Origin of the sequence: Mycobacterium sp. (genome assembly GCF_002863225.1) — a bacterium.
Lineage (GTDB): Bacteria > Actinomycetota > Actinomycetes > Mycobacteriales > Mycobacteriaceae > Mycobacterium.
This window is the reverse complement of record NZ_PKEK01000056.1, coordinates 1-21486: the sequence shown is the minus strand read 5'-3', so window position 1 is coordinate 21486 and position 21486 is coordinate 1. Positions and strand designations below refer to the sequence as shown.

The window sequence follows — 21486 nt, the reverse complement described above, 5'->3', positions numbered from 1 at the left end:
CCGACCGGTGGCGGATGCACCCCTCATGGGCAGATTCGTGTCCGCCACTGGGCAGTTCTTAACGGCCACCTACAGGCATTTCTCACGTCCGCCCACGGGCAGTTTCAGCTGTCCATTGACAGATATCGAGGACGATCGTCGACTTAGCCGCCGCGGCGCCGCCTACGACATTGGCGCAGTGGCGGCGGCGGTGCTGGCTGAATTTCCCGACTCGATACCGCCCCCGAATGTTGCCGACCTGATGTGAGGGGATAGGCAGCACCGCGCCTTTGGGCCGACACCGCCGATGCAACCTTTCGCTTGATTGGGCGGGCATACCATATCCCTTGTCTCGGAGATCATTGATTGGCGCCTTACCGGGAGGACCTATGGTCAACACCTACACGGCTGCAGAACGAACACAACTCGCATCGATACTCGGTTGCGCGCCAAAGGAACTTGACGAGCGACTTGAAGGGTTTGTGGCTGCAGCTGAAGAAGAGTACGTGCGAATGATGCTGGGGCAGCACGTATATAGCCGGGGTCAGGACATCAAGGTCTACCGACTGTGCCTCTTGATTAAGCACGCGTTCGGTGGGCGGTTGCCTGCCGAGGGTGAATTAAGCGCGATCTTCCAGACGACGACCACCGAAAGCCGAAGCCTGCTACGCGCTGTTAGAGCGAAATTCCAGTATGAGCTGCGCCAGGCAACCCACGACACCATGGCCGCGGTGTTCGCCCAGGCGTCAAGAGATGCCGATGCCGAGACGTGGTCATTAGTGTGTGAATCAGAGACCTTGATTGAAGCGCTGAACGATGTAATTGCTCGCCATAACGGAGCACTCCCGAAGATTAGGAAGACCGCCGGCACCGCAGGGGAATACGAGATCGCAGCATCCACTCACGCCGCACTCAGTTCATTACTCTGATGAACGTCACCGGCGACCTCCTCAGCGCAGCCAGCCTTCTGCTCGCGAGCGTCGGTTTGCTCTTCTCCGTCTGGCAGCCGGAGATCACGTCCGCTTTGGCGCTCTCTGTCAAAGGTCTGCGCGCCGACCGCGAGCCTCGCATCGCTCAGGTTAGGCAGGCGCTACTCTTTCGCGCCCTCCCGTTACTGCTAGCCGTACTCCTAATCGTAGCCAGTTGCCTGCCGCCAGCCGCATCTGTGATCGTTCACGCGGTCACCGACGATTTCGGTCAGTCCTACGATCCGATCAAAGCGATGTTCGTAAGCGTCTGGGTCCTTGCGGCCGGATTGGTGATTGTCGTGGGAACCCAAGTGCAAAAACTCAATTCGAAGTTACGACGTTTGAACGAGCCTGACGCGGCCACCACCTGACACAGCTCAGCCAGCTCACGTCGATACGCCGACCGTTGGTGAGCTGCTTGGGCACAGCTTCACAATGAAGAACAGTACCGGCTACAGGACCCCGACTTCGGCTAGGAATTGGCTTGGGCCTTTACGGTTGAAACCATCACCCCATCCAACTTCGACGAAACCTGAGTAAAAGAGGTGGACTTCGTCGCGAGCCCGGGTGAGCGATACATAGAACTTTCGCCGCTCCTCAGCCATCTGGTCTTTCGTCTTCGCCGCGAAGAATGGGACGCGATCCTGGTCTAAGCCGAGGATGAGCACAGCGTCGAACTCCAAGCCTTTGCTTGAGGTCATGGTGGTGATCTCGACGCGATCAGTCTTGCGGGCGCGCTCAGCTAAATCCTCAATCGTGAAGTCGGACAACGCTCCATCGCTCAACGCTGCGCGCATTGCAGCGATCTGTGTCGCGTCGTCACCCATCTCGGGACGTTGAAGGGCCGAAGCCAGACCAACGGCGAGAACCGCGTCGAGAAAGCTGAGCGCGGTTTCATCAGCGCGACCTTGGTATCCGAGCAGAAGAGTGGTTAACGCTGCGTCGATTTCACGGTCGTGCCCCGGACCATAGACCGAACGCCACTGCCGTAGCAAGGCGCCAAGCCTGTAGTTACTGGTCTCGCGCCCACCGCAGGCCCATGCCGCACAGCCCTCAACGAACGCCGTTGCGGCAGTGTGCCGGTAGTCGTTGGTGTTGCGGAAGAATGCAGCGATCCCCGCTCCGCGCAGCGCAGTAAGTAGTGTCGAGCAGAGGTCGTTATTACTGCATATCAACGCGATCTCATGGAGCGGAACTCCGGCCTGCACCGTGGTTAAAACCTGTTGCGTAGCGCGGATGCACTGTTCAGGAAATCCTCCAGGACACTCATTAACGGTCACCGTGCCGCCAGTGCGTTGCGCATCGACCGGCGATTGGCCGAGTTTCACTCCATGCGCTAAGCGAATGATCTCTTCGCCGCAACGATAGTTGCGGCGCAATGTTATTGGAGTCACGTCGCTCCGTTGAGCGAGTTCGATCAGCAGCTCGGGCCGAGTTCCCGTGAAGGCGTAGACCGCCTGGTCGGGGTCGCCAACTGCGAAGAGCTGGGCGTTGTGTACGTAGTCGAAGCACAGGGCTTTGACAAGCCGGTCAAGGCCGGGTGCCAAGTCTTGGTATTCGTCTACGTACATATGGGGGTATTGAGCAGTGAGCACGCGCCGGATCATCTGATGCTGTTCGACGAATTGCACTCCGAGTTCGATGATCTCGTCAAAGTCGATGAGCCCCTGCGCGTGCAGGCGTTCGCGGTAACCGCTGCCAACCGCGACGACGGCCTCGCCGGATTGCGCCCAGATCTCCGGTGGCGATAGCCGCTTGAAGTGGTGCTCGACAGTTGATCTAAGGAGCCGGTGATCACCCGGTCCGGTTGCATTTATCGCATCAGCGTAGGCGCTCTTGCGCTGCGAATCAGTTGCGATCGACATCGAACTCAAGGCGGGCTTGCCAGCAAAGGCCGCAAACGGCAGCACGATTCGGTTGAGTACGAATCTATGCACCGTGCCGATAAACAGCGCAGGGCGGCGATCCACGTTGAGCGCATACAGCCTGTCGCGGAGCTCCCCAGCGGCTGGATTCGTCATTGTGACGCAAGCTGCGCCTTGGGGATCGGGAATCGTATTGGTCAAGTCGATGGCGACGCGCGTTGTGAGCAGCTTGGTCTTTCCGCTGCCTGGTGGCGCGAGTACCACGCAATTTCCGGGCGTCGTCAACGCTGCCCACTGTTCAGGATTGCCACGTATCTCGTCGACCGACGACGAGAGGGCGCTCATGGCGCGGCAAGGTAGGTCAATGCCGCCGCAATGTATTGCGGGGGCTGCACGGCACCTCGGGCGAGTCGCTGGGCATAGCGCCCCTTCCCCCCGGCGTTGTCCACCATGTTCATAAAGGTGTCGTGATCGGGTAGCGCTGACCCCCAGCTCGCGATCACTTTCCTCGAGGGCGCCGCACACAATTCGCTCAGCTCGGCGTAGCAGGCCTGTCGATTCTCTTCGACGCTGGCCACATCGTACTCAAATGTGATCTCGCCGAGGAAGATTCCCTTCTGAGCTGGGTCGCCCTCATGGCCCAGTTCGGCTAGCAATGCTTTTACGCGCTCCTGCCCGGTTACTTTCGCGTCAGGGTCGCCGTCGGTTAATACTGCCCAGCGAATGCCCAGCGCTTCGCAGAAGGCGACGTAGGAACCGAAGTGGGTGCCGTGGATTCCGCACACAGTGATACCGAGCTTGTCCAGATCGATGCCGAACTGGTGGGCTAACGTCGGCAAGACCACTTCCTCAGCAAATCCTTCGACTAACAGAACCGCACGCGCGAAGACCATCTCCGCGCGGGTTACATCTAAATAGCGTGCAATATCGTCCCATTCAGTCTCGTCGAGCGCGGCGTCGTGAGCGGTGCACGCTGTACTGGCTCGGCTCTCGGTGTCTGAACGTAAGACGATCAAGCTCCGCGGGTCAGCGACGCTCGCGATGTGGGGGGATTGTGTGGTCACCATGACCGTCTGGGTGTCGCCGGCCGTGGCGAGCAGTCGACGGAAGATCAATCGTTGTAAATGCGGATGCAGATGTGCCTCTGGCTCTTCGATCGCAACCACCACATGTGCGATGTCGAGGTCGTCCAGTCGAGCCTGTAGCCCGAGTTCCAGAAGCGCCAAATACAGCACGTTCAACGTTCCCAGACTTGCGGTTGATAGGTGGCGGTGGGCGTCGCCCTCTACGAACAGTTGCATGCTGCGGATGATGCGTGCCGGATCGTCTGGCGTCACAGCCAGCTCGGTTTCCATCGCTTGACTTGGACCGATCATGTCGGTTAACCGTGCCGATATCGCAGCACTCAGGTCAGTGATCTCCGACAGGCTGTTGATACTGTCGTTGGCTTTCTCTAGCGAGGCAGCTACCGACGCCAGGCTCTCTTCGTTCATTTCACGCGATGCCCGTTCGAGCAGCGCTCGCAGTGGTGAGCGCCGCCAGCTTCGGATGTCATCCTCGACGTTGCGCAACGCGCCCATCGTGTGTAAGTAGATGTAGCTGCGTGCTGCGGTTGATATTAGCCTTCCGCTCTCAACCTCGCCGCCCCATAGCTGACCGCGATAACGAGTTGGTGCTGCTTCATCTCCGCCACCAGTGTCGATCGGCGCGAAGCGATAGGTCAGTCGCGCCCGCATCGGCTCCTCCGGCAGCAAGGCATCGGCTAGGGCTGTAACAAGTCGTGCGTCATGGTCGAACTCTTCTACCTCGATGGCCACCTCAATGACTTCCCCGGCTGTCATTGGATTCCACTCGGCGCTGCCGTCAGAAAGCCCGTCCCAGAAGTCTTCTCGACTCAGCTGTTGGTCGGCGTAGGAGAGATGCGGATCGAGCACCAGTCGCATTGCGTCGATCAGATTCGATTTGCCGGCGCGGTTCTCACCTACCACCACTGTGCCGGGGATCAACTTGAGATCGATGTCCGCTAAATTGCGGAAGTTGAGGATTCTCAATCGAGTGATGCGCATCAGCGCGTCCTTCCCTCGCGACGGCTCGCGACAGGCGGTCCGATGGTTTGGAATTGCCGATTACTAGCTGAATCTAGTTGGCGCTTAACCTATCTGGCGATCTTCAAATTACGCCGCTCCCCTGAATCGAGCTGAGCATCGACAACAGGGCAGATACCTCGCTCGTGAGAAATGCATCGTAATCGCGGGGACGACGCCGGCGGGCGCGGTGGAGTGCACCCCTCCGCACGTCAAGAACGGCTGCTCGTGCGAAGTCATTACCGAACGTCAGCTCAAGTACGCGCGTCGCGGCTTGCGCGGCGTCGGCGGCAAGCTCCGGTTCCTTGAGGTAGAGCAAGACCAGGTCTTGGCCGCGTCGTTGGCGCCATGCGAACATCGGCGACATCTTGACCGTTAGCTGCTGCTCGGCCCAGCGCTTGGGGTTGAGAACGAGCTCAAGGTTTTTCCCCCTGCGCCAGGACAACCAGCCGTCAGCTATCGCCTGGTAGTTCTCACGCTTCTTCTCGTTGGCTTCCGCGAGAACCAGCCCCAATCGTTCTTCCTCGTTACCTAGCAGCAAGCCTTCGGAGATGCCTTCACGAACCTGCTTGTAGTAGTCCTTTTCTGGGGCGTAATCGGCGAGGTACATCCCCGCGATGGTCCGGACGACATTGATCCGCTGAGTCGGGCGCGCTCCGACGAAGTCAATCAGTCCGCCAATGCTGATGGCGATGTCGGGAACGGGGCGGGTCATTTTGCTCCTTGCGCTTCGTCCGATGCGCCGCTTCCAGCGCCGAAGAAGCCCAAGGTCAGGTACCGGCGGGTTGCCGGTACCCCCAGCAGTAATGGGTGTTACTTTCAAGGCCTGCCTGCCATAGCAGCCAAGAAGTCCCAGACCGTGGGCTTCTGTCCGAGACCGCCATCGGTCTGGACTTCTTGGATTTTATGGGCCTCTGCGGACAACGCCGTGGATCTCAAGCTAGCGACATCCCGATCACGCTCACGTATCGCCACACCGACCCTTTATGTGAACAACGAAGGGGTTGCGTTTTCGCTGGTCGGCGCAGTGAAGGCAGAAGTTACACGATTGTAGTTCCGGGACGTCAATGTCTCGATGAAGCTACTCGCCCGGCGTGTCGCGCGTTACCTGGTGCTAAACACCTCCCCGCACCATTCGGCAGCGGTGCGGTTATTTTTTGCCGATAATCCCCAATTCTGCAACCCCATTAGCCTCAGCGGCCGGCGACCCGCTCGTCGGGCGGCGTTGCGATTTCAGCTTCGACTCGGCAACTGACACGCCGGAAAAGGTTGCTGGCTTTCAGGATTAATGGTGGAGCGTGTCGGGGCACAGCTCATGCTGGGCGGCGTCTGCGATCCCTCGCCCGTCGCTGATCGGTGATGCACCTGCGATTGCATCGATCGACATCCCGTTGCGCAGCATCCCGCACGCTTGGTAGCCGTATGCGATCTTTGTTGCGTCGTTGAAGGCCATCACTCGTGTCCCGTGGTCGTTGAGGTAGCGGAGATAGCCGTCGTCATCAGCGCTGGCCGGTGCCGCGCTCACTGCGGCGGCGGTCCACACAGCCGTCAGCACCGAGAGCGTCTTATTCATCGTTTCTCCTAGATCCGCAGGGTATTGATCACGAACGGCAGGGCGCGAGCCATGCTGGGCTTGCCAGGAGTGGCGTCGGTGAGGTACTTCCTTGCGGTTCTTTGGTTTTCGAGGGCTGACCATGCTGTAGCGAGATCTTCGAGGAGCCGGGCGATCCCGAGTGCAGCTACGGCCGCGGGATCGCCGGCGTCGTTAGCACGCGGCGGTTCGGCAAGATCAACTCCCTCGGGGACGCGCGGCCAGCGTGGGGCGATCAGCGTTTTCTTTCGGGCGGAGGGTAGAGCCTCGTAGACGGCGCGGAGGCGACCCAGCTCCACAAGCACGCCGTCAATGGTTCCAGCGAGGTCGACCAGTCCCAATGGGGTCGCTTCGGCTCGCTGTAGCGCGTCGACTCCGGAAGGAGTGACTACTGCAAGACGGTTTCGGGTCAGCAGCTCGACTTTGGACAGATCATCGTCGAATACCCAGGCACCGCACATGCGGCTGAGCCCGCCTGCTTCGTTGTCGACACTGACATGCCACACCGCGACTTTGTCGGCCTGGGCATCGACAACCGCGACGCTGTCGCTCACGCCTGAGCCACCGCCAGCTTCGGGGCGCAGGACGGACATCTCTTCGGAGGACGCCCCCGGGTCCGGGGTCGCCGCCAGCTCTTCCCGCACGAACTGCAAACCAGCGTTTCATTCACGGGAGGAAGCGATTTCGCTCTAACGCTCTCGGAGTGAAGCTGCCTGAGACTTTTGAGTGGTACCGCAGCTCGGATGGGTTCGACTGAGGCCGAGCATTTCTGGCAGAGCGGATTGCTGGAGCGCCGCGCGGCGACCCATGCTGTTCCGCACTTTCCGCAGACTTGCGCGACACCGGCTGCGGCGAGGCGAGTGACTGGCAGTGGCGCACCGGAAACTAAGGCACGGCGGTAGTCAGTCAGTGACGCCACCGGCGTCCCATATCGGCGGGCTGCCATGGTTTTTGACGACTGAGAGGCGGTGTCAGCGACGATAAGGAGATCGCACGACTTGGTAAATGACTTCTTTGGAATGAGGCCGTAGCGGATGGCCTCGGGTTTGAGAATGCTCTCCCTGTCTATGCGGTTTCCGTCGTCGTCGACCGCGTCGCCGGTGAAGCACACATTCAACCCAGGCGCCAGCTTGATGCTGTCGTGAGTGAGGCGAAGTGGATTGGTTCGCCGGGTCACCAGTTCTTCGTCAAGGTCCAGCAATGCGGCCACCCGGCACAGGTGGTGTAGTTCGGTGTCGGTGACCGCTCCGTCTTCGGTAGCGGCGTCGACGAGGCCGCTGAGGAATTCGCGACGCGCGCGCTGTTGGTCAAGTTTACTGAGCCCGAGATCGTCTGCGATAGCGGTTAATTCGGCGCGCTCAGCGTCTGTGAGCTGCAAGTCCGCGAGCGCCTGGTCAAGTAGCGCGACGTATGGCGCGACGTCGTGGTCGGCGTGAACGCCTCGCGCCAGGGCAGGCAGGCACGGAACGTCAACAGCGATGTTGGCAAATCCGTCTCTGGTGAGGACTCGTTCAGCGGGCGCGCTGCGCAGCGGAGATACCTTGACGGGCTGGCATTGCGTCGTGAATGCGTCTCGGACGGCGAGCAGCAGCTGGGCGGTGGCCCGCGCGTCGAACAGTGCTCGGTGGGCCCCCTCCATCGGGATGTCGTACTCCGTGCAGGCCACCCCGAGTGCACAACCTGTTGCGCGCAGCGTGTCGAGCCCGACTCCCCAGTCGACGACGTAACCGAGACGGTCGAATTCTTGCTGCAGCATCCGTGTGTCGAACCGCAGGTTGTGAGCCACCACGACAGAACCCTCAAGGCGGTCTGCAACGTGGTCGGCGAGGTCTTCGAAGGTCGGCGCGTTGGCGACCATTGATGCGGTAATCCCGTGGCACCAAACAGGTCCGGTGTCACGAAGGGGATTTACTAGTGAATCGAGTTCTGCGGTCACGTTACCGGCCGAGTCCATCGTCACCATGGCAATCTCCACGATACGGTCGGTCCGATACAGGCCTGTGGTCTCAACGTCGACCACGGTGATCCGATCAGCCCCTATCAAAGCGTCGACGGCTCCCCCCGTGCCGGCGCTTGTGTCGAGGAGCGCGTCGAGTGTCGACTCCATGGATCCGCCGGTCGGAACTCGCGTCGGTTCATCAGCGGGCGGCTGTGTCCAACCGGTCCATTTCGTTCCATCCCACCAGCGCAGTTCCGACTTACGCCAGGGATCGACGTACCACCCCGGTCCAACGCTCATACTTCCCCCTCGCAGCCACGCTTCGCCTCGGGAGATTACAAACAAGCCGCGTTGTTCGAAGACGTTTTCGCTTGGCGGCCGGCAACTGTCACCGGATACGCGATCCCACCGATTAATGCATCGGGAGCCAAAGTCGGCAACAGCCAGCACTTTTCGCGAACAAGACCAGTGAGGGCGCTGAGAAGCTACGAGAAAGTTCACCCGATCGGCCGACACGAAACTCCAACACAAAGGCGAAAGAGAATTCCCGGCATTGGGCAGAGGGTATTTAAAACCGCAACGGAAGTCCCCGCGGCAACTCCGTTGCGGCCGCGCTTGCGACCAGGCACCCGCCGAACCGCTTCGCCCGCCGCCTACAGGCGCGCTGGCGGACCGACTTCACCGCGGCCGCATCCGCCCTTGCACCATCGCTTCCGATGCGCCGACCGGCAGTGGGTAGCATCCGGCTATGCCGCTGTCGACTGGGGCCGAGTTCGCCGGCTTCACCATTGAGCGCCTGCTGGGTTCCGGCGGTATGGGCGAGGTCTACCTCGCTCAACATCCCCGGCTACCTCGCCGTGAAGCAATCAAAGTGCTGCCCACTGAGCTAGCACACGACGCGGCCTACCGTGCGCGATTCGAACGTGAGGCCGACCTCGCCTCAAAGCTGTGGCACCCCCACATCGTCGGCGTTCATGATCGCGGCGAGACTGACGGCCACTTATGGATCGCGATGGACTACGTCGACGGTCTCGACGCTGGTCAGCTGCAAGGCCAGCAGCATTACACCTCAGGCATGCCCGTCGATGCAGTCGTGCCGATCATCGCGGCGGTGGCTAATGCGCTCGACTATGCCCACAGGCAAGGCTTGATACACCGCGATGTCAAACCGGCCAACATCATGCTAAGCACCGGACAGGCGAACGAACAACGAATCCTCTTGACCGACTTCGGAATTGCTCGCAGCCTTGGCGATATCAGTGGGTTGACCGCAACGAACATGACAGTAGGAACGTTGGCGTTCAGCGCCCCCGAACAACTCATGGGCGAGGACATGGACGGCCGCGCGGACCAGTACGCGCTCGCCGCGACCACCTACTACTTGTTGACTGGTGCGTATCTCTTTCCGCACAGCAATCCCGCAGCAGTCATCAGCCGCCACCTCAACGTCGACCCGCCGCCGCTATCCGCATTGAAATCCGAACTGGCCCCACTGGACTCGGTCCTGGCGCGAGCGCTTGCGAAAGATCCGGCAGCTCGGTTTCAGACATGCGGAGCTTTTGCCGACGCGTTAGCACAAGCAGCACGAAGTAGCGCTACGCAGATCGCGCCGGCGCCTGCCGCCACCGTAGTGCGACCCGCACCGGCCCGATCGGCGAATAGCGCAGGGCCGGCGACGCAGTCACGAACCTGGATCCTGCCCACTGCCGCAGCGGCCTGCGTTCTCGCCCTAGCCGCCACCGCGGTGGTGTTTTACGAGCGTTCCCAACCCACGAAATCCACAACTACTGCCGGCGACAGCCCGACCACGACATCACTGCCAGCGGTACCGGCTGGACCATCCGCGCCGGCATCGTCGCGGGCGGCGGCGCCGACTCCAACTGAGCCTCCGGCCCGATATGGGCTGCCCGCGTGCTACTCCATTCAAGATCCGCCCGCGGAACGACCGACCTCGGTGGTATTCGAATACTGCGGGGACGGGGGAACGCAACTCGATCACCTCACCTGGACCGCGTGGGGCCCGAACGGCGCGGACGGGCAAGGCTACTTCAGTGTGAAGTCATGCGTTCCCGACTGCGCCGAGGGCGGTATGGCCCACTTCCCGGCAGAAGTTCACGCCACGAATCCCATTGCACTCGAACACAATACGGGATGCCCAGCTGACATGAAGTTCTACACCGATCTGACGCTGGCATTCCCGACTAGCTCTCCCGACGGCCTCAACGGGCAGACCATCAACAGCCACTACGACGGCTATCCAGCTATCAAATTCAGCACGTCCTCGGGGCGCACCCGCACCATTCAGCTCACCGGCCTGAGTTGCTGGTAGCTGAGCCCCCGAGCGGCGGCCGTATACCTTGAGGCGCAAACATCCGCCGGTCCTCTGCGATCAGCGTCCCGTAGGCGCGGAATTGAACTGCTCCATCGCAGCCCATACGAACGCGCCTGGGTCCGACTGCCACATCATCTTGTCGCCTTCGGCTGTGACGTGAATTGCCACCTGATGATCGACAGGTTTCGGGCTGTGAACGGTTGCAAGACCTTCGTAGTCGTTGCCTGATTTATGCATGACATCAACCTTGCTGACCGTCAGCTGGTACTTCGAGAAGTTCGGATCACTCCGAAACGTTTGCTGCATAGACTCTTTAACTTCAGTGCTGATGTCGGCTTCTCGACTCGAGTCCTGACGCTGTTCGTAGAAGTGCCAACCTGCGACGCCTACCGCAACGACGCCAATCGAGAGCAAGATCTTTTCCAGCCCAGACCTACCCTGCCACCAAGCGGCGATTTTCGAGACGGCACTGCTGCGCGGCTCGGGCACATTCTCGGCGGCAGTACCGTCTTCAGCTGGCATAAATTGGGAGAATAGCGGAGCACCGAAAAGCGTAAGGCTGTTTCACAGTATCCAATAGCTCTCCTGCTTAACAGCTTTCACGCTGACACTCTGGTGGCGGGTCGGAACAACGCCCTGCAAGATCGCCGAGTCTGCTAGCTCAAGCTGTTCATCCCGACGGCCCCTCGACATTGCTCGATGCGCTTTTGTACCTCGCGTCCGACGCCGACTCGCAACACCGCACAACTATTTCGCGGGCATCTGACCGATGACCTGTCTACGAGTGTCGAACGGCGTATTCCTTCTGCACGCTTCAAGAGTCGGCGCGAATCCTCGACAAAAATTGATGGGCATCAGCGAGACTTGCCTCGAGTGTGCTGCGGCCTGACCGCTCATTCTTGTATCGCAGACCGAAGGAGCATGACATGCGCACATCCAGGATCACTTCAGCTCTGGTCACTATCGGACTATCCCTGGGGTTCGCACCCTGCGCACACGCTGATGACATCAACCGGGAGGTGTGTCTGGCGGTCATGGCGATGGGAGTCAACCCCTATGACCCGAGTGATCACTACGCGCTCAACATGCTCGAGCGCTACCCAAATATGACGCTTAACCAGACCGACGACCTAGTTAAGGCTGCCTTCCGCTCTGTCCGCTACCACGACAACCCAATGTGTAACGGAATCACCATTCCCGAAAACTATTAGCCATTAGGCGACGTCGGCTCACGTCTTCCGCGTAACGCAGTGCGAAAAATCCGCAGCCGCGTTGTCAAGATGCGACGAAGACTGTTGTTGGCGGGGCGGGAATGGTTGCGTGTAGGAAACCGCCGGCTGCCTTGACGGCGAGCACTTTGGTATTCAGCGCGGTGAAGATTCCTGCAGCAGACGCGGGGGCGTGCTCGCGGAGGGCGTTGGGCACGACACGAGAGATTCGGGTCGGTCGATGCCGCCGCTGATGCTGGGATTGTCCGGGGCGCATGTGCGTTGGCAGACCGACAGATCCCGGCGCTGCCGAGAAGCTAGGCACCAAATACGCGTTACTCGTTCGTCGAACGACGAAGGGGCGCATGCGTGTTGAAGATGCGCTGTTTAGATGCGGCGTAGTAGGTGGAGGTGAAGTACAGCGTGCCATCAGCCTGTGGAGCGAGCGTGACTTCCGACGTGACACAGCTCCCATACGTGATCTGTTCCGTCACGAATCGCACGCCATTCCCAGCGAAGCCGCGTTGGGTCCATGTGCCGCCGCAGTTTAGCTGCGGGTAGCTGATGGTGGCGGTTAACGATCCGCCGTCAACGATGATGGCAACAACGTCGAAGCCGGATTGGTCTCCGGAAACGGGCCCGGACCACCTGCCGGTCAACGACGACGGTGAAACCGTGGGCGTGGTTGGCGATATCGGTGGGGCTTCCGGGTGATAGGTCGGCTGCGATGCCGATGGCGCCGGAATGGTGTGGCCGTTCGATGAGCCTGCGCCTGTTGGCGGCGCTGAGTTTGGCCGCGCGAGCAGCCCGATCACGACGCCGATGCCTCCAAGGATTAAGGCGGCGGCTGCAATGATGCTCGCTGGCAGGAGCCATGGCCTCGCCTGCGAACCGCCGACTTGCTGCGGAATCGGATCGGGGTGTCCGGGAACATTCAAGGCCGCGAGGGTGGGTCCTGACGGGTCGGTCATCGGTGCGCGGGTGGGCGCGGCCAGAGTTGGTGCGGTGGGCCCAGTGCCGGGCCACGACGTCGGGCTGCCTCCTAGTGCCCGCTGGGCGGCGCGGCCGAGCGCGCCCGGGCTGCCGTATCGGTCGTCGGGATCTTTCGCCAGGCCCCTGGCGATGACGTCGTCGAAGGCTGTCGGGATCCGGGGGTTGACGGTGCTGGGTTTAGGCGGTGGCGCGGACATGTGTGCGGCGATGACCTGTTCCATGGAGCCGGCCTTGAATGGCGGCCGGCCGGTGAGCGTTTCATAGAGCACCGCAGCCAGCGAGTAGGTATCCACCGCTGCGGTGGTGGGCCGGTCTTCGAAACGCTCGGGGGCCATGTAGGCGAATGAGCCAATCGCGCTGCCTACAACGGTAAGCCTTGTGTCGCTGCGGTTTTCGGCGATGCCAAAGTCTATGAGATACGCGAAATCTTCCGAGGCGGTAATGAGGATGTTAGGTGGTTTGACGTCGCGGTGAATGAGCCCCTGTGCGTGGGCGGCATCCAGCGCCGAGGCGACCTGACGGATGATGCCAACTGCGCGTTCGGGTTCCAGAGGTCCCGCCTTGAGGAGCTCGTGGAGGTCCTGTCCCCGGACCAGGCGCATGTCGATGTAAAGGTTTCCGTCGATCTCGCCCCAGTCGTGGATGGGGATGACATGCGGCTCTTCGAGCATCGCCGCGGCGCGCGACTCCCGTTGGAAACGGGTGCGGAAGCCTTCATCGCGGGACAGCTGTTCGGGCAGGATTTTCAGCGCGACGGTGCGATCCTTGGTGGTGTCATGGGCCTCGAATACCTCGCCCATGCCGCCTTGTCCGAGCAGTCGAGTGAGTTGATACTTGCCGAATTCCGATCCGGCCCTGGCTGCGGCCACCGACACCTCCCCTGATAGTCCGCTTAGCAGTATCCGTTGTCGGCAGTTGGTGCGCGCTGAAATGCCCCTTCCGCCAGTGCACCAAATGCTGCAGGATCCGCAGCCCTATCTCTGAAAAACTCCGTGCACCAGAGATTTTCACATCAGCGCTGCCGCGTCGGGCGCATTCCGAGGATGTCCGCTGTTCGGCGGACACCGCGATCGGAAGAACGATTGAACCGGCAAGACGCTCTCCCACGGGCAATTTCGCGCGCGCTGTCGGCTCGGCTAGATCGAGGAGTAATCGATGACAGGTTCGGTGGAGGCTTTGCCGCTCGGGGAGATGATCGACAACGTGTTAGGCCGGATCTGGTAGCGCGTTCCGTCGCTGGGGTTGGTCACGTCGAAGCCGACTGACGAGCGGACGGCGTTGGCGAGTTCTATGCCGGCGCCATCGCTGAGGCGAACACCGCGGTAGTAAAAGGATCCCGGTCCGATTTCGCAGACAACCACCACCGACTGTGTGGTGCGGACAAGTGCGGCCGGTTGGGTGCCGGTGGCGCACCGTGCTCCGGGGTAACCGATCCAGCCGTACTGGTCGGTGCCGGGCGGCCTGGCGATGCTGGACGTCGCTGCACTAGTGCTGGGGGCGTTCGGCGTGTAGGGCGCGGGTCCTGCGCTAGGCGGCGGCTGGTCTTCAGGCGAATTTGACTGTGGCGCAGAGGGAATTGTGTACCCAGTGGTTGGTGCAGCACCGGTTGGCGCTGCGGCATCGTGCCCGGAATTCAGCGCGACGGCAATCCCGATCGCTCCCAGAACCACGGCCAGGCCGCCGACGATCGCGGCGGGAACCACCCACGGCTGAGTCTGCGCGCGAGCGGACTGCCGTGCCACCGGCGATTGTGGTTGCGCCAATTGCCATGCGGCGAGCGTGGGACCTGCTTGAGGCGGTGCGGCCTGCGTCGCAGTCTGCGACGACCTGTCGCTGGCTTTCGGCGGCGCGTTGTCGAGGGCGCGTTCAGCCGCTCGGCCCAGCGCGCCTGGGCTGCCGTACCGATCGTCTGGTTCTTTCGCCATCCCGCGGGCGATGACCTCGTCCAGCGCGGCGGGCACGCGGGGGTTGACAGCGCTTGCTTTCGGCGGCGGCGCACTGATGTGGGCAGCGATCACCTGCTCGATGGAACCAGCTTTGAACGGGGCCGCCCCGGTCAAGGCTTCGTAGAGCACGCAGGCCAACGAATAGGTGTCGACCGCGGGCGTGGCAGGGCGATCGGAGAATCGCTCGGGCGCGATGTAGGAAAACGAACCAATTGCGCTGCCAGTACTGGTAAGTCGCGTATCGCCGCGGCTTTCGGCGATCCCGAAGTCGATCAAGTATGCGAAGTCCTCGGAGCCGGTCACAAGAATGTTTTGCGGTTTGATGTCGCGGTGGATCAGGCGCTGCGCGTGGGCGGCATCCAGCGCGGAAGCGACTTGGCGGATGATGGCAACCGCGCGGGCCGGCTCAAGAGGGCCGCGCTGCAGCATGTCGTGCAGATTTTCCCCACGCACTAAGCGCATATCGATGTAAAGGTTGCCCTCGATCTCGCCCCAGTCGTGGATCGGGATGACGTGGGGCTCTTCCAGCATCGCCGCTGCGCGCGATTCCCGCTGAAACCGGGTGCGGAATTCCGGGTCGCGGGCCAGTTCGTCGGTCAGGATCTTCAGCGCCACCGTGCGGTCCTTGCTGGTGTCATAGGCCTCGTGAACCTCACCCATGCCACCGCGCCCGAGCAATCGTTTGATCCGATACTTGCCGAATGTCGATCCGGCCTTGGCTAGTGCCACGACATCCCCCTTCGGTGTCCGCATTGCAGTATCCCCACAGACGGACGCCCTGTGCGCAGAATCCCTAGGAGCATCCAGCCCGCACACGTTCCCGGCACAGTGGTTGCGAGTGTGGGCTAACGTCGGCGGCACCGGCCAGCGCCGGTCTTCTATACGGGAGGGATGTCATGTCGCAGCGCCCTCGAGCGGTCATGGGTCGGCGACATGACGGCAGCGGCCGCGCCGGCATTGCGCTCATGGCGACAGGCCTCCTGCTGGGTGTTGTCGCCTGCACGCCGACCGTCATTCAGGGCCGAGCCGCATCGATGCTGTACGACCCTGACAGAGTCGGCGGATTACCCGCCGACGGCGGCTACAGCGGCGTGCGCCGCGACGCACCCCAGCCGCAGGGCCGTGTGCAGCACACCGACGGCGGCGACAACGATCGCGTTGCACTGTTAGCCATCAACGACATTCAAGAATTCTGGACTGCCACCTATCCGCAGTACTTTTCGAGCGCCTACCGCCCAGTGTCGTCAACTCGGTCGTACGACGCCAGCAATCCTCTCAGCGGACGGGTGTGCGGCACAACGGTCATCTACTCGGATCCAAATGCCTCTTACTGCCTTTCGGATGACTCGATTTCGTGGGATCGCGGCATTCTCATCCCTGATGCTCGCAAGTACTTCGGTGACGCCTCTGTCGCGGCGGTCCTCGCCCACGAACTCGGCCATGCCGTCCAGAACAGAGCGCACACCGTACATCGGCTCTCTCGCACCATCGTCAAAGAACAACAGGCCGATTGCTTCGCAGGGGTCTACCTGCACTGGGTCGCCCAAGGCCGTTCACCACGATTCGCCATGAACACCACCGACGCCCTTGATCATGTGATCGCCGGTGGGATCACGCTGCGCGACCCCACCGACGAGTCCGAAAATGCCTTGGGCGCACATGGTTCCGCGCTCGACCGCGTCGGCGCGTTCCAGGAAGGGTTTGATGGTGATGCCGCCACCTGCGCTGCCATCGACCACCACGAGATCGAGCGCCGCCACGTCGGACTGCCCCCGGCGTTACAGAATTACTCCTCACCCGAGGCTGAGGCCGGCGAGATGCCCATCACCGATGACTCCCTAGGCCTGCTGAGGGAGACCCTCACCGCGATCTTCAAACCCGACAAGGAACCCACTCTGACCGTCGGCGCCACCACCGGCTGCGCTGACGCCACGCCGAGCCCGCCTGCCTCATACTGCCCCGCAACCAACACCATCAACGTCGATCTTGCAGGCCTGCAACGCATCGGCGCCTACACCGACAGCCACAGCCGCGAACTGCTCCAAGGCGACGACACCGCCTTCTCCGTCGTCACGTCGCGGTACATGCTCGCGCTTCAACATCAACAAGGCGTCCCGCTGACTGGCGAACGCGCCGCTTTACGCACCGCATGCCTGACCGGCGTGGCGCAGCGGAACATGGCCGCGCCCGTCACGCTGCCCTCGGGCCGCACCATGGTGCTCAACGCCGGCGACCTCGACGAAGCAATCTCCGGTCTGCTGACCAACCATCTCGTTGCCAGCGACACCAACGGCGACACCGTGCCCGCCGGCTTCACCCGAATCTCGGCATTCCGCGCCGGCCTCGTCGGCGACGTCTCCCAGTGCTACGGCAATTTCCCGTGAACCGACCACCAGAAAACGGGCCCGGCCGAGGCCAAGACCCCGATCTCCCTTGGGACCAACGCCGTCCTAGCGCCGATGACCCGACGAGCATCGCGCGACCCCGGCCACCCCAACCGCGTCCCCTCCCCAAGCCACCGCCACCCCAGCCCCACTCCGCCAACCGGCCGTCACCCGGTCCGGAAACCCCGTGGTATCTGCAACGACCAGATCGCCCCTCGCCCGCAGCCGAAAAGGCAGCTCCTGCAACGCAACCGAAGCCCGCAGGCGGCGCAGGCCGCAATGAGAGCCTCCCATGGATCCTTACTGGGATGGGCGCGCTGGCCGTCCTGATTGGGGTTGCCATCCTGCTGGCCCATCTATCGAGCATGGGTGTCGGCGGCGGCACGGTCCTCGATGTCACCAAAGTTCAAGCCGGGGTTTTAGCGACCTTGTCAGACTCAGCGAGCGGCTACGGCGCCAACAGCGTGACCGACGTCAGTTGCAACGGTGGCCGCAACCCCAGCGCCGCCAAAGGCACGACGTTCGTCTGTGATGCCATCGTGAATGGCGCCGCGCGTCACGTCTCAGTCCTCGTTTCCGATGATCACGGAACCTATGAAATCGACCGTCCGCGATAGCCTTTGAGTGTTCGACGGCTCCGAATCTAAGCCGACCCTGCCTCAATGTTGCGCACGATGGCATCTGCAGCGGGCCCACACACGGGCTCCAGAGTGACGGGCCCCGAGACGAGCAGATCGTCGATGCGTCGCTTCAGATCTCCCGATGTCAGGTGCGCGTACAGGTTGGCGCCCGGGCACGCGGTTCCGGGGTTGACGTCGCGGTGCCCACGCAAAGTGCTACTCAGTATCCCGAACGTTTGACACGCCCAGGCGAAGACGTGGGCCGCACCTTGGAGTTGGGCTGGGCTGACGTCCTCCACCTCGAAATTGCCTTCACAAAGAACGAGGAAGTGGCCGGTGGTGTCGTATTTGGTGTCGGTGTCTCCGGCTATTGCGTAGTCGCGCAACTGATACAGATGGCCGTTGCGGTCCACACCGACGTGATAGGCGATGTCGATCCAGCCGAGAGTGTCTTGGTGGTAGTGCTGGTCTTGTCGCAGGCGGGAGATGATGTTTCGGTTGTCCCCCAGCACCGCGGCAGAATGATGCAAGGTCATGCGGGTAACGGTGTGCGGCTTTCCGCCCGGGCGGGCGGGCTGAGCACCCCAGGCGCCCCGACACAACAGCACGGCAGACGCTGACACGGGGGTGGGCGCGATGGGGACGGTCGTGGTCGGCGCCGCAATTGAAGTAGTGATTCGCGGCGCTCTCGTCGGGGTCGCTGCTTCGGGCGGATGTGAACTCGCATCGGTGCCGCTCGTGGAGCATGCGCTCGTGATGGCAGCGCCGGCCGCGAGCCCGAGCAGATGACGGCGGCTCATCTGGAGCTGCCCGGAACCTACGGGGCTCAGATCGTTGTGCATCCTCGCCACGTTACGAACCTCAGGCCGGAACGCGTGCCCGTATCTCGAAACCTGCTGCGCAGTCGCATGCTTTCTCGTTCGGCGGTCTCGTACGATCGGCCGTCGTGTTTCGAAATCCGAGGTAGCACCAGCCGAAATCGGTAAGCTGCGCGGCGTGCCATTGGCAGTCGGCGAGGATTTCGCCGGGTATCGCATTTTGCGGCTACTCGGCAGCGGCGGCATGGGCGAGGTTTATCTTGCCCAGCACCCGCGCTTACCGCGGCGCGATGCCCTGAAGATCCTGCGCACCGATGTGTCGACAGACACGGACTACCGCGCCCGATTCGCGCGCGAAGCCGATCTGGCATCTACGTTATGGCACCCGCACGTCGTCGGCGTCCACGATCGCGGTGAGCGAGACGGCCAACTCTGGATCACGATGGATTACGTCGACGGCACCGACGCCGCGCATGTGATGCAACACCGCTACCCGTACGGCATGCCACTTCCGGAGGTTCTAGAGATCGTGTCGGGGATCGCAGATGCCCTCGACCATGCACACGAGAAGCACTTGTTGCACCGTGACGTTAAGCCCGCCAACATCCTGTTATCCGAAGCCCGAGGCGGCACACGCCGAATACTGCTAGCCGACTTTGGCATCGCCCGCGCCGCCCACGACGCCAACGGACTGACCGCCACCGGAATGACGCTCGGGTCAGTCGGCTATGCCGCTCCGGAACAACTGATGGGCTCCCCGCTCAACGGCCGGGCTGATCAATACGCGCTGGCCTGCACAGCATTTCATCTCATTTGCGGCGCACCGCCGTTTCCGAATTCCAATCCCGCGGTCGTCATCAGTAACCATCTATCCGCGCCACCACCGACGCTGGCGACGACCCGAACAGACCTCGGCGCGCTCGACGCGGTGCTGCACAAAGCTATGGCCAAAGACCCCGCCCAGCGGTTCACGAACTGTCGTGGATTCGCTTCAGCCCTGGCCCAGGCGTCGGCCGGACTCAGCAGGCCTGCCGACCTGACAGAACCCGCAATGAAAAGAACGCCGCCACCGCCAGATGTCGCCGCGACTCCGGCGAAGCAACGTCTCCTTTATGCACTCGGTGGGGCTGCAGCACTCCTCGTAGTTGGGCTTGTCGCATTCCTAGGAGCTCGCCTCGGCCAACCTTCGCCACCGCTGCCAGCACCACCGGCAACGTCGTCGCCGGCCATGGCACAGCCCGCGCCGCCAGCACCGGATCGGTCATCGAGCGAAAACGACACGCCATCAACGCAAGCGGCTCCGCCCAGCAGTCGCTCCTTGCCTCCGCCGCCAGCGCCGCAAAATGGCGGCGATCTAGGACTCAGCCAACAGATCAGCCATCCGGCCTGCAACGGTCAAGGGATCGTTGTCCTCGGTTCTGTCACAACACCTGGGCTGTACGCAGAAGGCGTTCAACGGCTTCTGGATGAACATCCTGGCGCGTCCTATCTGAGGACCGATCAAAGCTGCCCGTCACTACGAGCTGCCACCGCCGAAGGCAACCCGATCTATGCGATCTTTCAGCCAGCCGGTAGAACGCAAGCGCAGGTATGCGCCGCGGTGAACGCGGCTGGTAACGGGGCTTATGGAAAATGGCTGAGCCTAACGGTCGATCCGGAATACATTATCCACTGTGACTGAAATCCCCTGCGGGCGTGGTGATTTGCTGTGCAATCACGGATAGTCATGGGTCTCGTTAGAGATCAAAGATCCCGCGTTACGTCAACCGCGACAGGTGCAGCTGGTCCGCGACAGCGACCGTCTCCGGTTAAAAATTCCCTAACACCCACCAAAGTCCGACCGGCTTGACCGTAGAGGTCGGCGGACTGCTTTACCGCAGCGGCCCATTCTGGATTTTCGCGGACCGCTGGATCCAGAATCGTCACGCCCTTCGGAATCACATTTTGAGCCTGCGTCGCCGCATGCACCTGGTCGCCGGCCGCGTGCCAGGCGTTGCAAGTTTGTCGGTCTGCTTGGGCAGTGGGTAGCGGCGCTGGGGGTGCCGGCGGTGGTGGGGTTGCGGTGACGGTGACCGCTGGTGCAGTTGGGTGCCCCGACGAGTTGTCCCGGCCTGATACTCGTGACGTGATGAGCGCGGTGACGGTTGCCGTGATCAGGGCGCTGACAACAGCCACACCGGCGAGCGTCGGCCAACCGCGCGGTGATTGGGGTTGCGGCGCAACGGATGTGCCGGCGTCAAGCCAGGGTTCACTCATCGTGGCGCCCAGCGCTCGCACAGCACATCCATCGTGTCGCCCGTCTCATGGGCAGCATGGTAAGCATTGCCGTTCGTCGCATCGAGGGTTTTTTCGGCGATCGACAGCGCGCGCAGCGCAGCGGCCGCGGCGATCGCGTTCTGGTTTAAGAGTGCAGTCGTTCCGGGCGCGATTCCTGTAGCTAGGTCGTCGCCGGCTTGACCGTACAAGTCTGCCGCGGTGCGTGCGGCGGCAGCCCATTCTGGGTTGTCGCGCACAGCTTGGTCGACAATCGTCGCGTCGCGAGGAAGGACGGATAACGCTTTCGACGCCGCTCGCACCTTGTCGCCGGCCGTGGTCCAAGCATTGCAAGTTTGTCGGTCTGCTTGGGCGGTGGGTAGCGGTGCTGGGGGTGCCGGCGGTGGTGGGGTTGCGGTAACGGTGACCGCTGGAGCAGTCGAGTGCCCCGACGAGTTGTCGGTGCTCGAGACGCGTGCGGTGATGAGTGCTGCAACGGTTGCGGC

Annotated in this window: 19 protein-coding genes and 1 pseudogene; 8 read left to right on the top strand and 12 right to left on the bottom strand. The window is 62.1% G+C overall.

Going from position 1 to position 21486, the window contains the following annotated elements; translation table 11 throughout:
* The 3 genes from CYU59_RS19205 to CYU59_RS19195 all read left to right on the top strand — a co-directional run.
* Positions 1 to 247: hypothetical protein (locus tag CYU59_RS19205; RefSeq protein ID WP_293001581.1), on the top strand; the 247-nt coding region annotated here is incomplete at its 5' end.
* Positions 248 to 368: 121 nt separating this feature from the next.
* Entirely contained in the window at positions 369 to 908 is a 540-nt protein-coding gene (locus CYU59_RS19200; protein WP_293001579.1) for a hypothetical protein, read from the top strand.
* A complete protein-coding gene (locus CYU59_RS19195; protein WP_293001577.1) occupies positions 908 to 1318 on the top strand; it encodes a hypothetical protein in 411 nt (136 codons plus the stop codon). The genes CYU59_RS19200 and CYU59_RS19195 overlap by 1 nt, the downstream gene beginning before the upstream one ends.
* An 81-nt stretch (positions 1319 to 1399) precedes the next feature.
* Here the strand turns inward: CYU59_RS19195 and CYU59_RS19190 are convergent, their stop codons facing one another.
* The 7 genes and pseudogenes from CYU59_RS19190 to CYU59_RS29025 all read right to left on the bottom strand — a co-directional run.
* A complete protein-coding gene (locus tag CYU59_RS19190) occupies positions 1400 to 3157 on the bottom strand; it encodes an ATP-dependent helicase (protein ID WP_293001575.1) in 1758 nt (585 codons plus the stop codon).
* Positions 3154 to 4878 (bottom strand): AAA family ATPase, encoded by a 1725-nt coding sequence (locus tag CYU59_RS19185; protein ID WP_293001573.1) that lies wholly within the window; start codon positions 4876 to 4878, stop codon positions 3154 to 3156. The genes CYU59_RS19190 and CYU59_RS19185 overlap by 4 nt, the downstream gene beginning before the upstream one ends.
* Before the next feature lie 103 nt (positions 4879 to 4981).
* Complete coding sequence (locus tag CYU59_RS19180) at positions 4982 to 5611, bottom strand: hypothetical protein (protein WP_293001571.1); 630 nt, start codon at positions 5609 to 5611, stop codon at positions 4982 to 4984.
* A 570-nt stretch (positions 5612 to 6181) separates the two neighbouring features.
* On the bottom strand, positions 6182 to 6469 hold the full coding sequence (locus CYU59_RS19175) for a DUF732 domain-containing protein (protein WP_293001568.1): 288 nt from the start codon (positions 6467 to 6469) through the stop codon (positions 6182 to 6184).
* A gap of 8 nt (positions 6470 to 6477) precedes the next feature.
* Positions 6478 to 7041: a hypothetical protein gene (locus CYU59_RS19170; protein ID WP_293001566.1), complete on the bottom strand. Its 564-nt coding sequence runs from the start codon at positions 7039 to 7041 to the stop codon at positions 6478 to 6480.
* Positions 7038 to 8594, bottom strand: coding sequence for an exonuclease domain-containing protein (locus CYU59_RS19165; protein ID WP_293001564.1), 1557 nt, complete (start codon positions 8592 to 8594; stop codon positions 7038 to 7040). Before CYU59_RS19165 ends, CYU59_RS19170 begins: the two co-directional genes overlap by 4 nt.
* 36 nt (positions 8595 to 8630) lie before the next feature.
* Positions 8631 to 8726, bottom strand: a pseudogene (locus tag CYU59_RS29025) (DUF2510 domain-containing protein); the annotation flags it as partial.
* Positions 8727 to 9174: 448 nt separating this feature from the next.
* On the opposite strand from CYU59_RS29025, the gene CYU59_RS19160 reads away from it, so the two are divergent.
* The gene (locus CYU59_RS19160; RefSeq protein WP_293001561.1) at positions 9175 to 10755 is read left to right on the top strand and encodes a serine/threonine-protein kinase; all 1581 of its coding nucleotides are present in this window, start codon (positions 9175 to 9177) and stop codon (positions 10753 to 10755) included.
* A 60-nt stretch (positions 10756 to 10815) separates the two neighbouring features.
* Here the strand turns inward: CYU59_RS19160 and CYU59_RS19155 are convergent, their stop codons facing one another.
* Positions 10816 to 11280 carry a hypothetical protein gene (locus CYU59_RS19155; RefSeq protein WP_293001559.1) on the bottom strand — a complete coding sequence of 155 codons (465 nt, stop codon included), beginning with the start codon at positions 11278 to 11280 and terminating at the stop codon, positions 10816 to 10818.
* A 404-nt stretch (positions 11281 to 11684) separates the two neighbouring features.
* On the opposite strand from CYU59_RS19155, the gene CYU59_RS19150 reads away from it, so the two are divergent.
* A complete protein-coding gene (locus tag CYU59_RS19150) occupies positions 11685 to 11969 on the top strand; it encodes a hypothetical protein (protein ID WP_293001557.1) in 285 nt (94 codons plus the stop codon).
* A gap of 332 nt (positions 11970 to 12301) precedes the next feature.
* Here the strand turns inward: CYU59_RS19150 and CYU59_RS19145 are convergent, their stop codons facing one another.
* Both CYU59_RS19145 and CYU59_RS19140 read right to left on the bottom strand, forming a co-directional pair.
* Positions 12302 to 13834, bottom strand: a complete 1533-nt coding sequence (locus CYU59_RS19145; protein ID WP_293001555.1) for a serine/threonine-protein kinase — start codon at positions 13832 to 13834, stop codon at positions 12302 to 12304.
* 261 nt (positions 13835 to 14095) lie between these two features.
* Positions 14096 to 15658, bottom strand: coding sequence for a serine/threonine-protein kinase (locus CYU59_RS19140; protein WP_293001553.1), 1563 nt, complete (start codon positions 15656 to 15658; stop codon positions 14096 to 14098).
* Positions 15659 to 15870: 212 nt separating this feature from the next.
* Between CYU59_RS19140 and CYU59_RS19135 the strand changes: the two genes are divergently transcribed.
* Both CYU59_RS19135 and CYU59_RS19130 read left to right on the top strand, forming a co-directional pair.
* Positions 15871 to 17289 carry a neutral zinc metallopeptidase gene (locus CYU59_RS19135; protein WP_293001551.1) on the top strand — a complete coding sequence of 473 codons (1419 nt, stop codon included), beginning with the start codon at positions 15871 to 15873 and terminating at the stop codon, positions 17287 to 17289.
* Between the two features lie 308 nt (positions 17290 to 17597).
* Positions 17598 to 17906, top strand: a complete 309-nt coding sequence (locus CYU59_RS19130) for a DUF4333 domain-containing protein (protein ID WP_293001549.1) — start codon at positions 17598 to 17600, stop codon at positions 17904 to 17906.
* 26 nt (positions 17907 to 17932) lie between these two features.
* On the opposite strand, the gene CYU59_RS19125 is transcribed toward CYU59_RS19130, so the two are convergent.
* Complete coding sequence (locus tag CYU59_RS19125; RefSeq protein ID WP_363114991.1) at positions 17933 to 18517, bottom strand: peptidoglycan recognition family protein; 585 nt, start codon at positions 18515 to 18517, stop codon at positions 17933 to 17935.
* Positions 18518 to 18905: 388 nt separating this feature from the next.
* Here CYU59_RS19125 and CYU59_RS19120 point away from each other — a divergent pair, with 388 nt between their 5' ends.
* Positions 18906 to 20408 (top strand): serine/threonine-protein kinase, encoded by a 1503-nt coding sequence (locus CYU59_RS19120; protein ID WP_293001545.1) that lies wholly within the window; start codon positions 18906 to 18908, stop codon positions 20406 to 20408.
* 571 nt (positions 20409 to 20979) lie between these two features.
* Here the strand turns inward: CYU59_RS19120 and CYU59_RS19115 are convergent.
* Complete coding sequence (locus CYU59_RS19115; protein ID WP_293001543.1) at positions 20980 to 21303, bottom strand: hypothetical protein; 324 nt, start codon at positions 21301 to 21303, stop codon at positions 20980 to 20982.
* Positions 21304 to 21486 lie beyond the last annotated feature (183 nt).

Coding starts and splice junctions, on each gene's coding strand:
- CYU59_RS19155 (WP_293001559.1), bottom strand. CDS start 11,280: ATGCCAGCTGAAGACGGTACTGCCGCCGAGAATGTGCCCGAGCCGCGC.
- CYU59_RS19160 (WP_293001561.1), top strand. CDS start 9,175: ATGCCGCTGTCGACTGGGGCCGAGTTCGCCGGCTTCACCATTGAGCGC.
- CYU59_RS19175 (WP_293001568.1), bottom strand. CDS start 6,469: ATGAATAAGACGCTCTCGGTGCTGACGGCTGTGTGGACCGCCGCCGCA.
- CYU59_RS19190 (WP_293001575.1), bottom strand. CDS start 3,157: ATGAGCGCCCTCTCGTCGTCGGTCGACGAGATACGTGGCAATCCTGAA.
- CYU59_RS19165 (WP_293001564.1), bottom strand. CDS start 8,594: ATGGAGTCGACACTCGACGCGCTCCTCGACACAAGCGCCGGCACGGGG.
- CYU59_RS19195 (WP_293001577.1), top strand. CDS start 908: ATGAACGTCACCGGCGACCTCCTCAGCGCAGCCAGCCTTCTGCTCGCG.
- CYU59_RS19200 (WP_293001579.1), top strand. CDS start 369: ATGGTCAACACCTACACGGCTGCAGAACGAACACAACTCGCATCGATA.
- CYU59_RS19150 (WP_293001557.1), top strand. CDS start 11,685: ATGCGCACATCCAGGATCACTTCAGCTCTGGTCACTATCGGACTATCC.
- CYU59_RS19185 (WP_293001573.1), bottom strand. CDS start 4,878: ATGCGCATCACTCGATTGAGAATCCTCAACTTCCGCAATTTAGCGGAC.
- CYU59_RS19135 (WP_293001551.1), top strand. CDS start 15,871: ATGGCGACAGGCCTCCTGCTGGGTGTTGTCGCCTGCACGCCGACCGTC.
- CYU59_RS19130 (WP_293001549.1), top strand. CDS start 17,598: ATGGGCGCGCTGGCCGTCCTGATTGGGGTTGCCATCCTGCTGGCCCAT.
- CYU59_RS19140 (WP_293001553.1), bottom strand. CDS start 15,658: ATGCGGACACCGAAGGGGGATGTCGTGGCACTAGCCAAGGCCGGATCG.
- CYU59_RS19180 (WP_293001571.1), bottom strand. CDS start 5,611: ATGACCCGCCCCGTTCCCGACATCGCCATCAGCATTGGCGGACTGATT.